Here is a 15175-nt window from a genome sequence, read left to right as displayed (position 1 = left end):
GTCATGTGGCTGTCGAGCGGCTTGACCTCGGGCTCGCCCGTCATGTGGCTGTCGAGCGGCTTCACTTCCGGCTCGGTGGTCATGTGGCTGTCCTGTGTCGTCACGGGGGTGTCGCCGGGGTGATTCTCGGCCATGGCGGTGCCGGCCGAGCCGAGGCCGAGGGCTACGGCGAAAGCAGCAGCGACGAGCGTCTTCCTCGTGCGGGTCATTCCAACTCCTGTGATGGGAGCGATCTTCTGGACGGCAAGTGACGCTAGTGACGGGAAGGACGATGGCGGTAGCCCCTGGCCGAAAGTGGTCGAACTTTGACGCGATGACCTTGGCCGAGGCCCGGACATGCCACGGCCGCGACGGCTCCCCCTCCGCGCCGCCGCGGCCGTTCCCCGTGCGTGTTGGATCAGTCGGACTACTTGGGCTTGGGCGCCGAGGCGTGGCTGTCGAGAGTGGTGATCTCCTCGCCGGAGGCGTGGCTGTCCTGGACGGTGAGCTTCTCGTCCGAGGCGTGGCTGTCCAGCGGCTTCATGGCGCCGCCGGAGGCGTGGCTGTCCAGCGGCTTCACGACAGGCTTCTTGGCGTCGCTCATGGTGGGTCAACTCCCGTGAATCATGTGGTGGGACAGGTAGGCAGAGCCCGTCCGGCGGTTCCCCCGTGGATCGCCGGACGGGCATTGCTGGGCCGTTCACCATAGTGGGGCGGCCTCTTCGTCGATCCGTCTGCCCCCCGACGCGACGGCTCGATGTAGGTAAGAGTGCAGTCCCCGGATAAACGAACGATGAACGCTGCGACGAAAGGGTCGCTCACGCGGCCGCGACCGGAGACAGGAGCGCGCGGACCTCCTCGGCCTCAACCGATCCCAACTGCTCGTAGATGGACAGGGCCTCGGTCCAGCAAGCCCTGGCCCGGTCAGGCTGTTCGAGCTGAACCAACGCCCTTCCGAGTACGGTGAGTACCGTGCCGCGGCGCCATTCGCCGCCGATCCCGCGCAACGCGATCGCCTGTTCCGCATGAGCCGCCGACATGGTGTGGCGTCCGGCCGTGAGGTGCACTTCCGCCAGCCTGAAGTGGGTGACGCCCTCCCACAGGGGCTGGCGGTTCTCGTGAAAGATGCCGAGCGCCTGGGTCAGCTGCTCCAGTGCCTCCGGGAGCCGGTTGGCCTTGGCGAGCGCGAGCCCCAGGGCGTAGCGGCCGTTTGCAAGCCGCAGCGCGAGGCCGAGGCGGTCGTAGATCTCGATTCCCTGCTCGGCGAGATCCACCGCGCTGTCGGTTCTGGAGAGGGCCAGATGAATTCTGGAGAGGTTGCACAGTGCGCTGGCTTCGCCGGGCCTGTTGCCATCGGCGCGAAATGCCTGGATGGCGCTCCGTAGGTAGGCCTCCCCCTCCGCATGCTGGTTGCGGTAGATCGCGAGGATGCCGCGTTCGTTCGGGGCGTTGCCGCTTGTCCAGGGGTCGTTGGCGGCGATGCCGAGCGTCATGGCCCGGTGGGCCTCGGCATCGGCCTGCTCGAACCGGCCGGCCGTGCTGTACACCTGCGTGAGTGTGGTGCGCGCCCGTCCTTCTGTACGGGCGTCACCGATGGACATGGCTGCGTCGCGCAGCGCGAGAGCCGCGGCTTCGTACCTGCGGGCGTTGGCCCCCGACTCCGCGAGGTCCTTGACGGCGATGAGCAGGTCCATGGCCCGTCGTAGTGTCTGTCGGCCGAGGGACTGCAGTACGCAGGCCAGCAGGCAGTCCGCCTCGGAGTAGAGCCAGTCGAGTGCGGAGGGGCGGTGCGCGAACGAAAGGCCCGGATGGCTGCTCGGCTCCAGGTGGTCCACCGCCCGGTCTCCCGGCCGCTCCAGCGCGTACACTCCCGCGGCCGTCGCCAGATAGAAATCCAGCAGGCGTGACAGCGCCAGTTCCTTCTCGTCCGGAGACTTCTCGTCCCGCTCCGCGCAGGAACGCGCGTAGAGGCGCACCAGGTCGTGGTAGCGGTAGCGGCCCGGGGCCGCCGACTCCACCAGGGACGTGTCGACCAGGGCCTCCAGGAGGTCCTCCGCCGCGTGCACCTCCAGGTTCAGCAGGGCGGCCGCGGCGGCGAGGGAGATGTCGGGGCCGTCCGCGAGGCCCAGGAGGCGGAAGGCGCGGGCCTGGGCGGGTTCCAGCTGGCCGTAGCCGAGTTCGAAGGTGGCCTTCACCGCGAGGTCGCCCGCCTGGAGTTCGTCCAGGCGGCGGCGTTCGTCGGCGAGCTTGGCGGCCAGGACCGAGACCGTCCAGGTGCGGCGGGAGGCCAGGCGGGAGGCGGCGATGCGGATGGCCAGCGGGAGGAAGCCGCAGGCGGCGACCACGTCCAGGGCCGCTTTGCGCTCGGAGTTGATGCGCTCCTCGCCCACGATGCGGGTGAAGAGCTGGAGCGCCTCCTCGGGCGACATCACGTCCAGGTCGACCAGGTGCGCGCCCGCCAGGTCGACCATCCGGACCCGGCTGGTGACCAGCGCCGCGCAGCCCGTCGTGCCGGGGAGCAGGGGGCGGATCTGGGCCGCGTCGTGGGCGTTGTCCAGGAGGATCAGGATGCGGCGGCCGTCGAGCGTGGAGCGGTAGAGCGCGGCGCGTTCGTCGAGGGATTCGGGGATCGCCGAGTCCGCCGTGCCCAGGGCGCGCAGGAACGCACCGAGGACCGTCTCCGGTTCGGCGGCGCGGGAGCCCGCGCCCTGGAGGTCGACGTACAGCTGGCCGTCCGGGAAGTGCTTGCGGGCCTGGTGGGCGACGTGCACGGCGAGGGTCGTCTTGCCGACGCCGCCGATGCCGGCCAGTGCGGAGACGGCCATGACGGAGCCCTCGGCGGTGGCGAGGCGGTCGCCCAGTTCGCGTACGAAGGAGGCGCGGCCGGTGAAGTCGGGCACCGTGGCCGGGAGCTGCGCGGGGCGCACCGGTGCGGCTGCCGGGGCGGGGTCGTCGGCCGGGCGGGCCAGCTCCTCGTCGGCCTGGAGGATGCGCTGCTGGAGCTGGGCGAGTTCGGGGCGCGGGTCGACGCCCAGTTCCTCGGCGAGCAGCCGACGGGTGTCGGCGTACACCGCGAGGGCCTCGGCCTGCCGGCCGCTGCGGTACAGGGCCACCATCAGGAGCTCGCGCAGCCGTTCGCGCAGCGGGTGCGCGGCGGTGAGCGCGGTCAGTTCGGAGACCGCCTCCGCGTGGCAGCCGACCTCCAGGTCCAGGTCCAGGCGGGTCTCGGTGAGCTGGAGCCGCCACTCCTCCAGCCGGGTGCGCTGGTTCTCGGCGTACGGGCCGGGCACGGAGGCGAGCGCCTCGCCGTCCCACAGGGCGAGCGCCTTGTTCAGCAGCACCCTGGCCCGGCCCCGGTCTCCCGCGGCGCGGGCCTTGTCGGCGCCGGCGGCCAGTTCCTCGGCCACGGTCACATCGAGGGCGTCGGGCCCGGTCCGCATCGCGTACCCGCCGGAATCGCTCGCCAGGGTCTGCGGACCCAGGATCTTGCGGAGCCGGGAGGCGTACGTACGCACGGCGGCCAGCGCCTGCGAGGGCGGCTCGTCGCCCCAGATGGCGTCGATGAGTTCGGCGGCCGTGGCGGTGTGCCCGCCGCGCAGCAGGAGAGCGGTCAACAGGGCGCGCTGCTGCGGCGAACCGGACGGCAGCGTCTCGCCGTTCCGCCGGGCCCGTACCGGGCCGAGCACGGAAAAGTACAGGTCTGTGCCGTCCGCCGGCTGTCGCTCCGGAGCGCGCTGTTCCGGAACGCGCACCCGTGGTCCGTCGTCACGGCCCATTGCCGCCTCCTGTCCTGCTCTCCGCCACTGCCCAGTGCCGCTGCGCACATGTCGGGACACCGCCGAGGAGATCCGGATTGCTCCATACCGTTGGTATCGCCGTCAACAGTCTGCCTTGTGAAAGGGGGACGCGTCAGCAGTGGGTGACTCTCTGCACGAGCCCTCGACAACGATTGTGGAACGGAGCCTCGCACAGATTGCTGACGGTTCGTCAGATCAGCGCTACCGTGGTACGCATGGAGACCTTCCCGAAGATCATCTCGGTGGACGACCACACGGTGGAGCCCCCTCATGTCTGGCGGGACCGGCTCCCGTCCAAGTACGCGGACTCCGGTCCGCGCATCGTCCGGGCGCCACTCAAGGAAATGACGTTCATGGGCGGAAAGTTCGCGCCCGTGATGGGTACGAAGGGCGACGACGGACCGGTCGGCGACTGGTGGGTGTACGAGGACCTGCACCGCCCGCTCACCCGCCTCGACACCTCCGTCGGCTACGACAGGGACGAGATCAAGCTCGAAGTCATCACTTACGAGCAGATGCGCCCCGGTTCGTTCTCGGTGCCCGAGCGGCTCGCCGACATGGACATCAACCACGTGCAGTCCGCGCTCTGCTTCCCGACCTTCCCCCGCTTCTGCGGCCAGACCTTCACCGAAGCGAAGGACCGCGAACTCGGGCTGCTCGGGGTGCGGGCGTACAACGACTGGATGGTCGACGAGTGGTGCGGCCCGGCGGCGCACGGCCGGCTCATACCGCTCACCCTGGTCCCGCTCTGGGACGCGGAACTGGCCGCCGACGAGGTCAGGCGCAACGCGGCGCGCGGGGTGCGTGCGGTGGCGTTCTCCGAAATACCTCCACATCTCGGACTGCCGTCCATTCATACGGACGAGTGGGATCCGTTCCTCCGGGCCTGCGACGAGACGGGGACGGTGATCGCCATGCACATCGGCTCGTCCTCGAAGATGCCGTCCACCTCGGCCGACGCCCCGCCCGCCGTCGGCTCCACCATCACCTTCGCCAACTGCTGCTTCTCGATGGTCGACTGGCTGATGAGCGGCAAGTTCGAGCGCTTCCCGAACCTGCGGATCATGTACGCGGAGGGTCAGATCGGCTGGATTCCGTACATCCTGGAACGCGCCGACGTGGTCTGGGAGGAGAACCGCGGCTGGGGCGGAGTCGCCGACAAGGTCCACCGGCCGCCGTCGGAGCTGTTCACCGAGCACGTCTACGGCTGCTTCTTCGACGACGCCTTCGGGCTGAAGAACCTGGACGCGATCGGCGTCGGCAACGTGCTGTACGAGACGGACTACCCGCACTCCGACTCGACCTGGCCCAAGTCCCGCGAGGTCGGCGAGGAACAGATGGGGCACCTGGACGCGGACGTGGTGGACCGCATCGTGCGCCGCAACGCGATCGACCTGCTCGGGCTGACCCGGGACGGACTGTGGGCGGGTCCGGGTACCGGGGCGTGAAACGGGCGGATGCCGTGGCCGTCCGCCCGGACGGTCCCGGCACCCGCCCCTCCCGCATCAGTCCCCGACGACCGGCTCCTGGAGCTCCGTCACCCACTTCGCCTCGTCCTCGGGGCACTCCAGGCTGATCTCACGGGCGTACCCCGCCGACCGGTAGCCGGAGGCGTCGATCCAGCGGGCCAGGGTCTGGGCCGTCGGCAGGACGCCGTCCATCGCACCCCGGTGGATGATGGTCGCCGCCTCGAACGGGGGCAGCTCGACCACCGTGACCCCGGTGTCTCCCAGCGGCCCCACCGGCGCGGAGACCGTCACCCCGGCATGGACGACGACCGCTCCGCCGCCGCCCGGGGCGTCCTCGTAGCGCGCGATCCCGGGGCCCGTCGGGGAGACCCCGGCCCGGCCCAGCAGCGGGAAGAGCTGCTCGTACAGCGGGCGGATCACCGGAGTGATGTCCCCGGGCCCGTAGCCGGCGGCCACCGCCGTCAGCTCCGCGACCCGTACCGCCGGAACGTGCCTGACCACCACATCGTCCACGGACATGTGTCCCTCGCTCTCGATCGACCGGAGCCTCGCCTCGACCTGGGCCAGCCGTGCCGCCGCCGAGGCCATCGCCGCCTCCAGCTCCGAGTGCCGCAGCCGGAGCATTCCGCGCAGCTCCTCGGGACCCACCTCCTCGTCGAGGACGGCCCGCACCTGCTGGAGCGTGAAGCCGAGATCCTTGAGGGCGATGATCCGGTTGAGCCGGGCCAGCTGGCCGCCGCCGTAGTGGCGGTAGCCGGTCGCGGGGTCGGTACTGTCGGGGTGCAGCAGCCCGATCGCGTCGTAGTGACGCAGCATCCGGGCCGACACCCGCCCGTGCCGGGCGAAGTCTCCGATGGTGAACATGATGTCTCCCAGTGCACGGCCTCACACGGTGTCAGGGTCAAGGGTCGCAGCGCCCCGACGCGGGCGTGACGCGGAGCACCGGAACTCACTGTCCGCTGCGGACAGGACCTGATGTGGAGCATTCCTTGAGAGCCCGGATACGGGCAGGTGACCCGGACGCGTTCGGCGGCCTCTTCGACGAGCAGTGGACCGGCCGCCCGCTCGCGGGCGGCCACCACAGGCAGGAGCCCCGCTCCTCCGCCGAGGCGGAGGAGCGGGGCTCCTTGGGTACTGCGTTACCGGCCGCGATCGGCCGACCCGGGCAACTAGGCCGGGGTGACGTTCTCAGCCTGCGGACCCTTGGGTCCCTGAGTGACGTCGAAGTTCACGACCTGGTTCTCCTCGAGGGAGCGGAACCCGGACGCGTTGATCGCGGAGTAGTGGACGAAGACATCCGGGCCGCCGCCGTCCTGGGCGATGAAGCCGAAGCCCTTTTCAGCGTTGAACCACTTGACGGTTCCGGTAGCCATAAGCCCTCCTTGGGCCAAAGGGTTGCCCTGCTCCAGAACCTGCAAAGAAGTCTGAAAACTACAAAAGCCTGCGGGTTACATGCTCCGCAGGCTCTGTACTGCAAGGGAAACCAAACTGCAACTTGGCGTTGAGCCTAGCACGCAGCATGTGCGGAAGGGTAGAGGGAAAGATCACTTCACTCGAATGTTTGATTGCCGTGCGCGCGCACGGTCCGAGAGGCCCTTCGGGCGGCTCGGGAAGCCCTTGCGAAGAGGTCTCCGGCACCATTCCGGGGACCCCTCGGGAGGGGGGCCGTGCGGCGCCGCGCGCCCCCGGTGGAGCTGTCGGGGGGTGACAGGTCTAGCCTCGCGATGTGGACAATTCAACCGTCACCACCGTCGCAGGCGACGACCGTCGCAACCGGCCGCGCGTCGGCCACATCCAGTTCCTCAACTGCCTTCCCCTCTACTGGGGGCTGGCACGGACCGGGACCCTGCTCGACCTGGAGCTCTCGAAGGACACCCCGGAGAAGCTCAGCGAGCAGCTGATCAGGGGCGATCTGGACATCGGACCCGTCACCCTCGTGGAGTTCCTGCGCAACGCCGACGACCTGGTGGCCTTCCCCGACATCGCGGTCGGCTGCGACGGGCCCGTCATGTCGTGCGTGATCGTGTCGCAGCGGCCCCTGGAGGACCTCGACCGGGCCCGGGTGGCGCTCGGTTCGACCTCCCGCACCTCGGTACGGCTGGCGCAGCTGCTGCTCGCCGAGCGGTACGGGGTGACCCCCGAGTACTACACCTGCCCGCCCGACCTCGGCGTGATGATGCAGGAGGCGGACGCCGCCGTCCTCATCGGTGACGCCGCGCTGCGCGCCAACCTGCACGACGCCCCCAGGCTCGGGCTCCAGGTCCACGACCTGGGCGCGATGTGGAAGGAGTGGACGGGGCTGCCGTTCGTCTTCGCCGTCTGGGCCGCCCGCAAGGACTACCTGGCGGCCGAACCCACCGCGGTGAAGAAGGTGCACGAGGCGTTCCTGGCCTCGCGGGACGTCTCCCTGGAGGAGGTCACCAAGGTCGCGGAACAGGCGGCACGCTGGGAGGCCTTCGACGCCGAGATCCTGGAGCGCTACTTCACGACCCTCGACTTCCGCTTCGGGCCCGCGCAGCTGGCGGGCGTCCAGGAGTTCGCGCGCCGGACCGGCCCGACGACGGGGTTCGCCGCGGACGTGAACGTGGAGCTGCTCGGCGGCTGAGCGCACGCGCCGGGCAGGCGGAATGCGCGCCATTCCGCCCGCCTCCCTTTCCGCGTTCCCTTCGTTCCCCGCTCCTTCCGTTCCCCCAGGATGTTCACGGTGGATATCGATTCGGGTGAATACGCGTTGAATGGCCGATTGGCGGGAAGCGTCGGGAGTACGGCCCGGCGTCTCCCGCCAATCGGTCTGTCACCTGGGAACGACACATTCGCGCCCTTTTCTTGTGATGAATGGCGCCGTTCGTTCCCTTGGGGACGAAATCGGCGGATGGTTTGCCTGTGACCTGATGACCTTCGCCTCTAGGCTTCGGTCGGAGGTCCGGCCGGTCCACAGGGGGAGTCCGCATATGCAGCCGCTGGAAGCCGGCGAACCGCTGAGCATCGGTGCCTACCGACTGCTCGGCAGACTCGGTGCCGGTGGCATGGGGCGCGTGTATCTGGGACGCAGCGCCGGCGGCCGCACCGTGGCGGTCAAGGTGGTCCATCCGCACTTCGCGCTCGACGAGCAGTTCCGCGCCCGGTTCAGGCGCGAGGTGGACGCGGCACGGCGCATCGGCGCCCAGTGGACCGCGCCCGTCCTGGACGCCGATCCGGACGCCCCCGTCCCGTGGGTGGCCACCGGCTACGTGGCCGGCCCCCCGCTGTCGGCCGCGATCACCGAACACGGTCCGCTGCCCGAACAGGCGGTACGCACCCTGGGCGCCGGGCTCGCCGAGGCGCTCACCGCGGTCCACGAACAGGGCCTGATCCACCGGGACGTCAAGCCCTCCAACGTCCTGCTCGCCCTCGACGGCCCCCGCCTGATCGACTTCGGCATCGCCAGGGCCATCGACGCCACCGCCTCCCTCACCTCCACCGGGGTCTCGGTCGGCTCGCCCGGCTACATGGCGCCGGAGCAGATCCGGGGCCAGGAGATCTCGGGCGCGGTCGACGTCTTCTCGCTGGGCGCGGTGCTCGCGTACGCGGCCACCGGCGCCGCCCCCTTCCTCGGCGACTCGTCCGCCGTACTGCTCTACAAGGTGGTGCACGAGGAGCCCGAACTGGGTGATCTGGAGGGCGGGCTGCGCGAGGTCGTCGCCTCCTGCCTGGCGAAGAACCCCGCGCACCGGCCCACCCCGGCGGAGCTCGCCCGGCAGCTGGCGCCCGGCGGCGCGGCGGCCCGGGTGGCGGCGGGCTGGCTGCCCGGCCCACTGGTGCGCGAGGTCAGCCGGTCGGCGGTCGCGCTGCTGGACCTGGAACCGCAGGAGGCCCCCGTGCAGTCGGGGCCGGTGCCGTTCACCCAGGCGTCGTTCGGGTTCAACGGGGCTGGAGCCGCCGGTGTGTTCGGCCCGCCGCTCGAACCGCTCCCGGCCCCGCCGCGGCACCCTCCCACCGAGACGGACGGGGTGCCGGGGCAGCGCACCCCCGACCCCCGGTTCGCCGTCTCCATGAACGCCGGCGCCGGGCCCGGCGAGCACCGGGGGCGCAGGCTGAGCTGCACCGTCGCCCTCGCGGTGGCCGGCGCGCTCGCCGCGGTGACGGTGGGCAGCGCCTATGTCTTCGACCTGATGCCGGGCGGCGACGGCGGCAACACCGCCGGGCACGGGGACACCGCCCCGACCCCGGGGGCCACCGCGTCGGCCGAGCCGTCCGTACCCGGGGACGCCGCCACCGTGACCCCGGGCGGCCAGGTCGCCGAGGTGCCGGAGAGCTTCGTCGGCACCTGGAAGGGGCCGATCACCGAGAAGACGACCGGCCAGCCGCACGGCACGCTCACCGCGGTGTTCAAGGAGGGGAAGAAGGGGGCCGACGTGGTCACGATGAACACGACGATCACCGCCCTGGACATCGAGGTCAGCTGCAACAGCGTCGGATCCCTCACCTCCGGCACCGAGAAGGAGCTGACCCTGCGGGAACGCGACGATCCGGACCGCCCCAGCACCCCGGGCCTGTGCACGGTCACCACCACGGACGTCCACTTCACCCGCGCCGCCGACGGCACCCTGCGCTTCCGGTCCGACGAGCGGGGCGCCGGACTTCCGTACGGCACGCTGACCCGGTCCGGCCACTGACCCCGACCGGGGCTGGCGTACGCTGAACCGGTCCGTAGATCCGTTGAAAAACCGCCGAAAGGTGACAGCCCGGTGACCGAGAAGGCCGACCTCCAGCCCATCCTCGACCGAGCCGCCGAAGGCGGCCGGATCACCCCGGCGGAGGCGCTCGACCTCTACCGCTCCGCGCCCCTGCACGCGCTGGGCGCGGCCGCCGACGCCGTGCGCCGACGCCGTTACGCCGGTACGGAGCACATCGCGACGTACATCATCGAGCGCAACATCAACTACACGAACGTGTGCGTCACGGCCTGCAAGTTCTGCGCCTTCTACGCAGCGCCCAAGGACACCGCCAAGGGCTGGTCCCGCGACCTCGACGACATCCTGCGCCGCTGCGCGGAGACCGTCGAACTGGGCGGCACGCAGATCATGTTCCAGGGCGGGCACCACCCGGACTACGGCGTGGAGTACTACGAGGAGCACTTCTCCGCGATCAAGAAGGCGTTCCCGCAGCTGGTCATCCACTCGCTCGGCGCCTCCGAGATCGAGCACATGGCCCGGATCTCGAAGGTCTCCGCCGAGGAGGCCATCCAGCGCATCCACGCCGCCGGCCTCGACTCCTTCGCGGGCGCCGGCGCCGAGCTGCTGCCGGCCCGGCCGCGTACCGCGATCGCCCCGCTCAAGGAGTCCGGCGAGCGCTGGCTGGAGATCATGGAGATCGCCCACCGCCTCGGTGTCGAGTCCACCTCCACCATGCTGATGGGCACTGGCGAGACCAACGCCGAGCGCATCGAGCACCTGAGCATGATCCGCGACGTGCAGGACCGCACCGGCGGCTTCCGCGCCTTCATCCCGTACACGTACCAGCCGGAGAACAACAAGCTGAAGGGCCAGACGCAGGCCACGCTCTTCGAGTACCTGCGGATCATCGCCATCGCCCGGCTCTTCCTGGACAACGTCGCCCACATCCAGGGCTCCTGGCTCACCACCGGCAAGGAGGTCGGCCAGCTGTCGCTGCACTACGGCGCGGACGACCTCGGCTCGATCATGCTGGAGGAGAACGTCGTCTCCTCCGCCGGGGCCAAGCACCGCTCCAACCGGCTGGAGATCATCGACCTGATCCGCAAGGCGGACCGGGTCCCGGCCCAGCGCGCCACCACGTACGAGCACCTCGTCGTCCACGACGACCCGGCGAACGACCCGGTCGACGAGCGCGTCGTCTCGCACATCTCGTCCACCGCGATCGAGGGCGGCACCGCCCACCCGGAGCTCAAGCTCCTGAGCGCCAACTGACGCCGTCATGCTGACCGTTCACGCCGCGCCGCTGGTTCTCCCGGTCGGCGCGGCTGCCGTCGGGCGGGGCGCGGTGGCCGTGGAGGGGGACCGGATCACCGCCCTCGGCCCGTACGACGAGGTCGCCGCCGCCCATCCGGCGGCGCGGGTGCGGCAGTGGCCGGGCGTCATCGCCCCGGGTCTTTGGCAGCGGCACGCCGAATGGCTGCTCACCCGCTGTTACCACCCCGACCCGCGCGAGGCGGACGAACTCGGGGCCGAACCGCTGTCCGGCGAGGCGTTCGCACGGCTGGCGGGGGAGCTGGACGCGACCCGGTGGGCGGGCAGCGTACGGCGGGGTCTCCAGCAGATGCTGCGGTACGGCACGACGCACCTCACCGGCCCGTTCCGCGACCCGGTCGTGCGCAGGGCCGTGTCCCGCTCGGGCCTGGTCGAGGTGTCCGCCGCCGCGGCCCCCGGCATCCCGGACGGCGGTCCGGACCTGGACCCGCTCGCGGTGGGCCGTGACCTGCCGGGCTCCGTGCACACCCCGCTCGTCACCGGTGCCCGCGCCGACTTCGCGGTCTTCGACGTGCCGGACGAGGCCGCGCTCGTCGCGGCGGGGGCGGCGTCCTGCGTGGTCACCGTCCTTGCCGGGCGGCTGGTGTACCGCCGGCGCTGAGCGCAGCGGCGCCCGGTCCGGTGTCACGGGACCGACGGGCCGCTCAGGTACTGGCCTTTGGCGTTGTAGGGCCAGGCGTTGGCGACGCATCCTTTGAGGCCGTAGATCTGTTGCATCATGGCGGGGGCGGGGCGGCCCTTGCCGGGGCAGGTCTCGTGGCCGTGGCCGAGCCAGTGGCCGACTTCGTGGTTGATGATGAGGGCCCGGTAGTCGGCGAGGGGTCCGTCGAATTCGGGTGAACCGGTCTGCCAGCGTTTGAGGTTGACCATGACGTCGACGCCCACGCGGCAGTTGACCTCGCCGTGCGTGTCGAGACCGCTCCTCCCGCAGATCCGGTCGGTGGTCCGGGGGGAGGCGATGCGTATGACCAGGCCCGCCGGGCCCTCGGCGACCTGGCGGAAGGTGTTCTCGCCGTGGTGCGACCAGCCCCGGGGAGCGGCCAGGATGCGGGCGACCTCGGCGGCCGCCTCGTCCGGGTCCAGGCCGGAGCCGTCCTCCACCTCGACCCGGTAGGCGTTGCCCCTGCCGGTGTCCGATGCGCCCGCGCGGGCGACGGCGAAGGAGCTGGAGGAGGACGAGGGGCCGGGTCCGCCCGAGCGCTCGCTCTTCCACCGGAGCCCCACCGCGGTGGCCGCCACCAGCACGACCGGAACGACGGCCATGATGAACAGCCGGTTCCGGCCGCGTTCCCGCTGCCCCTGCCGACGCACGCCCGATCCGGACATCCGCTCCCCTCCCCAGTACTCCCGTGCTCCGTACTCCCCTCTGTAATGACTGCTGTCGGCGTGGATTGGTTCAGTCCACTCGGCTGCGATGCGGGCGCGGGACGGGTGCCCGCAGGAGGCTCAGGGGACCGACGGGCCGCTCAGGTACTGGCCTTTGGCGTTGTAGGGCCAGGCGTTGGCGACGCATCCTTTGAGGCCGTAGATCTGTTGCATCATGGCGGGGGCGGGGCGGCCCTTGCCGGGGCAGGTCTCGTGGCCGTGGCCGAGCCAGTGGCCGACTTCGTGGTTGATGATGAGGGCCCGGTAGTCGGCGAGGGGTCCGTCGAATTCGGGTGAACCGGTCTGCCAGCGTTTGAGGTTGACCATGACGTCGACGCCCACGCGGCAGTTGACCTCGCCGTGCGTGTCGAGACCGCTCCTCCCGCAGATCCGGTCGGTGGTCGCCGCCGTGGCGATACGGACCACCAGCCCCGCCGGACCCTCCGAGACCTGGTGGAACGAGTGCTCCCCGCCGTGCGCCCAGCCGCGCGGCGCGGCCAGGAAACCGGCGATCTGGGTGGCGGCCGCGTCCGGATCGACGCCGGAGCCGTCCTCCACCTCGACCCGGTAGGCGTTGCCACCGCCCGTCGTCGCGCCCGCCCGCGCGACCGTGAAGGTGCCGGGGCCGGACGAGGGCACGGCGCGGTGGTGACCGGCCTTGGAGCGGGAACTCGGCCCGGTCGTCGTGCTGGGCTCGGTGCCCGCCTTCGGCCCGGTGCTCGCCCCGGGCCTTGAACCGGGGCCGGACTCGGACGCGGACACATGCGGGCCCTTGGCGGAACCGGTCGGTCCGGGCGCGGCCGCCGCGGTCGCCAGATCGTCCCCGCCGGTCCACAGCGGAGCGACCGCCACCGCGACGCCGATCAGCGCCGTCGGGACGAGGACCGCGATCAGCAGCCGTATCCGGCCGGTGCGGCGGCGCTCCTGCCCCGAGCGCCGCCTGACCCCCCGGCCCCGCCGCTGTCTCCGCTGCCTCCGTACCTCAGCCGACACGATCCGCGTACTCCTTCGCTTCCATGGGGTGTGCCGCCGCGTACTTCACGAGGTCCAGGAACCTGGAGTCCCCGGCGACGGTGAGCAACTGGTCGGCGGTGACGGGTGACGGCTCCCTCGTGTTCTCGTCACCGTTGACAGAGAGGGCGACGGCGCTGTCGCCGTAGGTGAAGCGGACGACGGCGCCCTCGGCGGCCGGTGGTCGAGCCGGGTCGGCGACCGTTGTGATGGCGCGGGCCTTGATCCCGCCGGGGAGCGTCGCCTGCCTGCAGCGCAGCCTCTCGTCCGGGTAGTCGCGGCAGGGCAGTTCCTGCGGGGCGACATCCGGATCGCTCTCGGGACGTACCGAGAAGACGACGGGGAAGACGTCGCCGTCCCTCCCGCCCTGGTACCGGCTGACCGCGAGGTCCACCGGGTGGACCGGGCCGAGCTCCCGCGGCAGCAGCTCGCCGAGCAGCACCGCGGCCTGCCGCTGGAACTCCTCCTGCCGGGCCCGTTCGGCGTCCGGCAGGTCCGCCATGGACGACTCCCCGGGGGACGGCTCGATGTGCACGGGGACCGGGACCGGCGCGCTGGGCAGCTGTGACGACGGGGCCGTCGACACCGGTGAGGGCACGTCCGACGGCACCGGTGAGGGCACGTCCGACGGCACCGGTGAGGGCGCGATGCTCGTACTTCGCGAGGCGGCGGACCAGGTCCGGGCGGGTTCCGTACCGCCGCCTCCGCCCCACGACGGCAGGACCGCGCCGAGCGCACCGAGCGACACCACGCCCGTCACCACCGCCCCGATGGCCACACGGGTCCGGGTGCGGCGCCGGCGGCCCTGGACCAGGGCGCCGGACACCAGATCGGGCAGGGCCGGCGCATCGTCGGTCGCCTGCTCCATGGCCGCCCTGATCAGCAGGGACTCGGCATCCTCGTCCGGTGCCCGGCCGGGAAAGCGGCCCGAAGACATGTCCACGACGGTTCTCCTCAGCTTCGGTTGGTGTAGAGGTGGGCGTCGCCCAGCCGCGTGCGCAGCGTGGCGAGCGAGCGCGAGCACTGGCTCTTGACGGTGGAGGGGCTGCATCGCAGCAGCTCGGCGACCGTCTCCACGCTCAGGTCCTCCCAGTAGCGCAGGACGACCATCGCCCGTGCGCGGGGCGGCAGTTCGGCGAGCGCGGCCAGCAGGGTGACCGTCAGTTCGGGGCCGACCGCGGGCGCGGGCGCGGCGATCGGCGTATGGGCCAGGAAGTCGCGCAGCCGACGGTGGCGCTCGGCGATGTAGGTGCGGGTCAGAACGGTCCGGGCGTAGGCGTCCGGACGGTGGGCGGCGCTCACCCGGTGCCAGTGCTGGAACAGCTTGGCCAGCGTCGTCTGGGTCAGATCGCGGGCGGCCTCGGCGTCGCCGCACAGCAGATACGCGGTGCGGTACAGACGGCGCTGGCTCGCCCGCGCGAACTCCTCGAAGCTGTCGGCGTCCCGGCTGGGCCCCGTGGTCATCCGGCCCCCTTTGCGGTCCGTCGGTTCTCTTTCCTCCTGTTACTGAGAGTCGGCGGCCCGGAAAGGTTGAAGCCGAACCGAAATCCGAGCCCGAATCCTGGAC

General features: G+C 71.2%; 14 protein-coding genes. 5 read left to right on the top strand and 9 right to left on the bottom strand.

The features are described from left to right. From J1C73_RS31160 to afsR, 3 genes are all read right to left on the bottom strand, one after another. Positions 1-209: hypothetical protein (locus J1C73_RS31160; RefSeq protein WP_207319303.1), on the bottom strand; the 209-nt coding region annotated here is incomplete at its 3' end. A gap of 197 nt (positions 210-406) precedes the next feature. After that, positions 407-583, bottom strand: a complete 177-nt coding sequence (locus J1C73_RS31155) for a hypothetical protein (RefSeq protein WP_207319302.1) — start codon at positions 581-583, stop codon at positions 407-409. A gap of 214 nt (positions 584-797) precedes the next feature. Further along, positions 798-3755: an SARP-family global regulator AfsR gene (gene afsR / locus J1C73_RS31150; protein WP_207319301.1), complete on the bottom strand. Its 2958-nt coding sequence runs from the start codon at positions 3753-3755 to the stop codon at positions 798-800. Positions 3756-3991: 236 nt separating this feature from the next. Between afsR and J1C73_RS31145 the strand changes: the two genes are divergently transcribed. Further along, on the top strand, positions 3992-5224 hold the full coding sequence (locus J1C73_RS31145; protein WP_207319300.1) for an amidohydrolase family protein: 1233 nt from the start codon (positions 3992-3994) through the stop codon (positions 5222-5224). A 57-nt stretch (positions 5225-5281) separates the two neighbouring features. Here J1C73_RS31145 and J1C73_RS31140 read toward each other — a convergent pair whose 3' ends face one another. Continuing rightward, the gene (locus J1C73_RS31140; protein ID WP_207319299.1) at positions 5282-6109 is read right to left on the bottom strand and encodes a MerR family transcriptional regulator; all 828 of its coding nucleotides are present in this window, start codon (positions 6107-6109) and stop codon (positions 5282-5284) included. Between the two features lie 305 nt (positions 6110-6414). Continuing rightward, on the bottom strand, positions 6415-6618 hold the full coding sequence (locus J1C73_RS31135) for a cold-shock protein (RefSeq protein WP_003967102.1): 204 nt from the start codon (positions 6616-6618) through the stop codon (positions 6415-6417). 353 nt (positions 6619-6971) lie between these two features. Between J1C73_RS31135 and J1C73_RS31130 the strand changes: the two genes are divergently transcribed. The 4 genes from J1C73_RS31130 to J1C73_RS31115 all read left to right on the top strand — a co-directional run bounded on the left by J1C73_RS31130 (position 6972) and on the right by J1C73_RS31115 (position 11833). Next, positions 6972-7850, top strand: coding sequence for a menaquinone biosynthetic enzyme MqnA/MqnD family protein (locus J1C73_RS31130; protein ID WP_123460971.1), 879 nt, complete (start codon positions 6972-6974; stop codon positions 7848-7850). A 346-nt stretch (positions 7851-8196) separates the two neighbouring features. Then, positions 8197-9900, top strand: a complete 1704-nt coding sequence (locus J1C73_RS31125; protein ID WP_207319298.1) for a serine/threonine-protein kinase — start codon at positions 8197-8199, stop codon at positions 9898-9900. Positions 9901-9972: 72 nt separating this feature from the next. Continuing rightward, positions 9973-11172 carry a cyclic dehypoxanthinyl futalosine synthase gene (mqnC, locus tag J1C73_RS31120; protein WP_123460973.1) on the top strand — a complete coding sequence of 400 codons (1200 nt, stop codon included), beginning with the start codon at positions 9973-9975 and terminating at the stop codon, positions 11170-11172. A gap of 7 nt (positions 11173-11179) precedes the next feature. Further along, on the top strand, positions 11180-11833 hold the full coding sequence (locus J1C73_RS31115) for an imidazolonepropionase-like domain-containing protein (RefSeq protein WP_207319297.1): 654 nt from the start codon (positions 11180-11182) through the stop codon (positions 11831-11833). Between the two features lie 23 nt (positions 11834-11856). Here the strand turns inward: J1C73_RS31115 and J1C73_RS31110 are convergent, their stop codons facing one another. The 4 genes from J1C73_RS31110 to J1C73_RS31095 all read right to left on the bottom strand — a co-directional run bounded on the left by J1C73_RS31110 (position 11857) and on the right by J1C73_RS31095 (position 15072). Next, the gene (locus tag J1C73_RS31110; RefSeq protein ID WP_207319306.1) at positions 11857-12495 is read right to left on the bottom strand and encodes a DUF3152 domain-containing protein; all 639 of its coding nucleotides are present in this window, start codon (positions 12493-12495) and stop codon (positions 11857-11859) included. Between the two features lie 183 nt (positions 12496-12678). Next, positions 12679-13590, bottom strand: coding sequence for a DUF3152 domain-containing protein (locus tag J1C73_RS31105; RefSeq protein ID WP_372446767.1), 912 nt, complete (start codon positions 13588-13590; stop codon positions 12679-12681). Further along, positions 13580-14545 (bottom strand): hypothetical protein, encoded by a 966-nt coding sequence (locus J1C73_RS31100; RefSeq protein WP_207319305.1) that lies wholly within the window; start codon positions 14543-14545, stop codon positions 13580-13582. Before J1C73_RS31100 ends, J1C73_RS31105 begins: the two co-directional genes overlap by 11 nt. A 17-nt stretch (positions 14546-14562) precedes the next feature. Beyond that, entirely contained in the window at positions 14563-15072 is a 510-nt protein-coding gene (locus J1C73_RS31095; RefSeq protein ID WP_207319296.1) for a SigE family RNA polymerase sigma factor, read from the bottom strand. Positions 15073-15175 lie beyond the last annotated feature (103 nt).

Origin of the sequence: Streptomyces laculatispora (assembly GCF_017353455.1) — a bacterium.
In the GTDB taxonomy this organism is placed as follows: Bacteria; Actinomycetota; Actinomycetes; order Streptomycetales; family Streptomycetaceae; genus Streptomyces; species Streptomyces laculatispora.
Note: the sequence above shows the minus strand (reverse complement) of the source record. Positions and strands in the feature narration are given on the sequence as shown.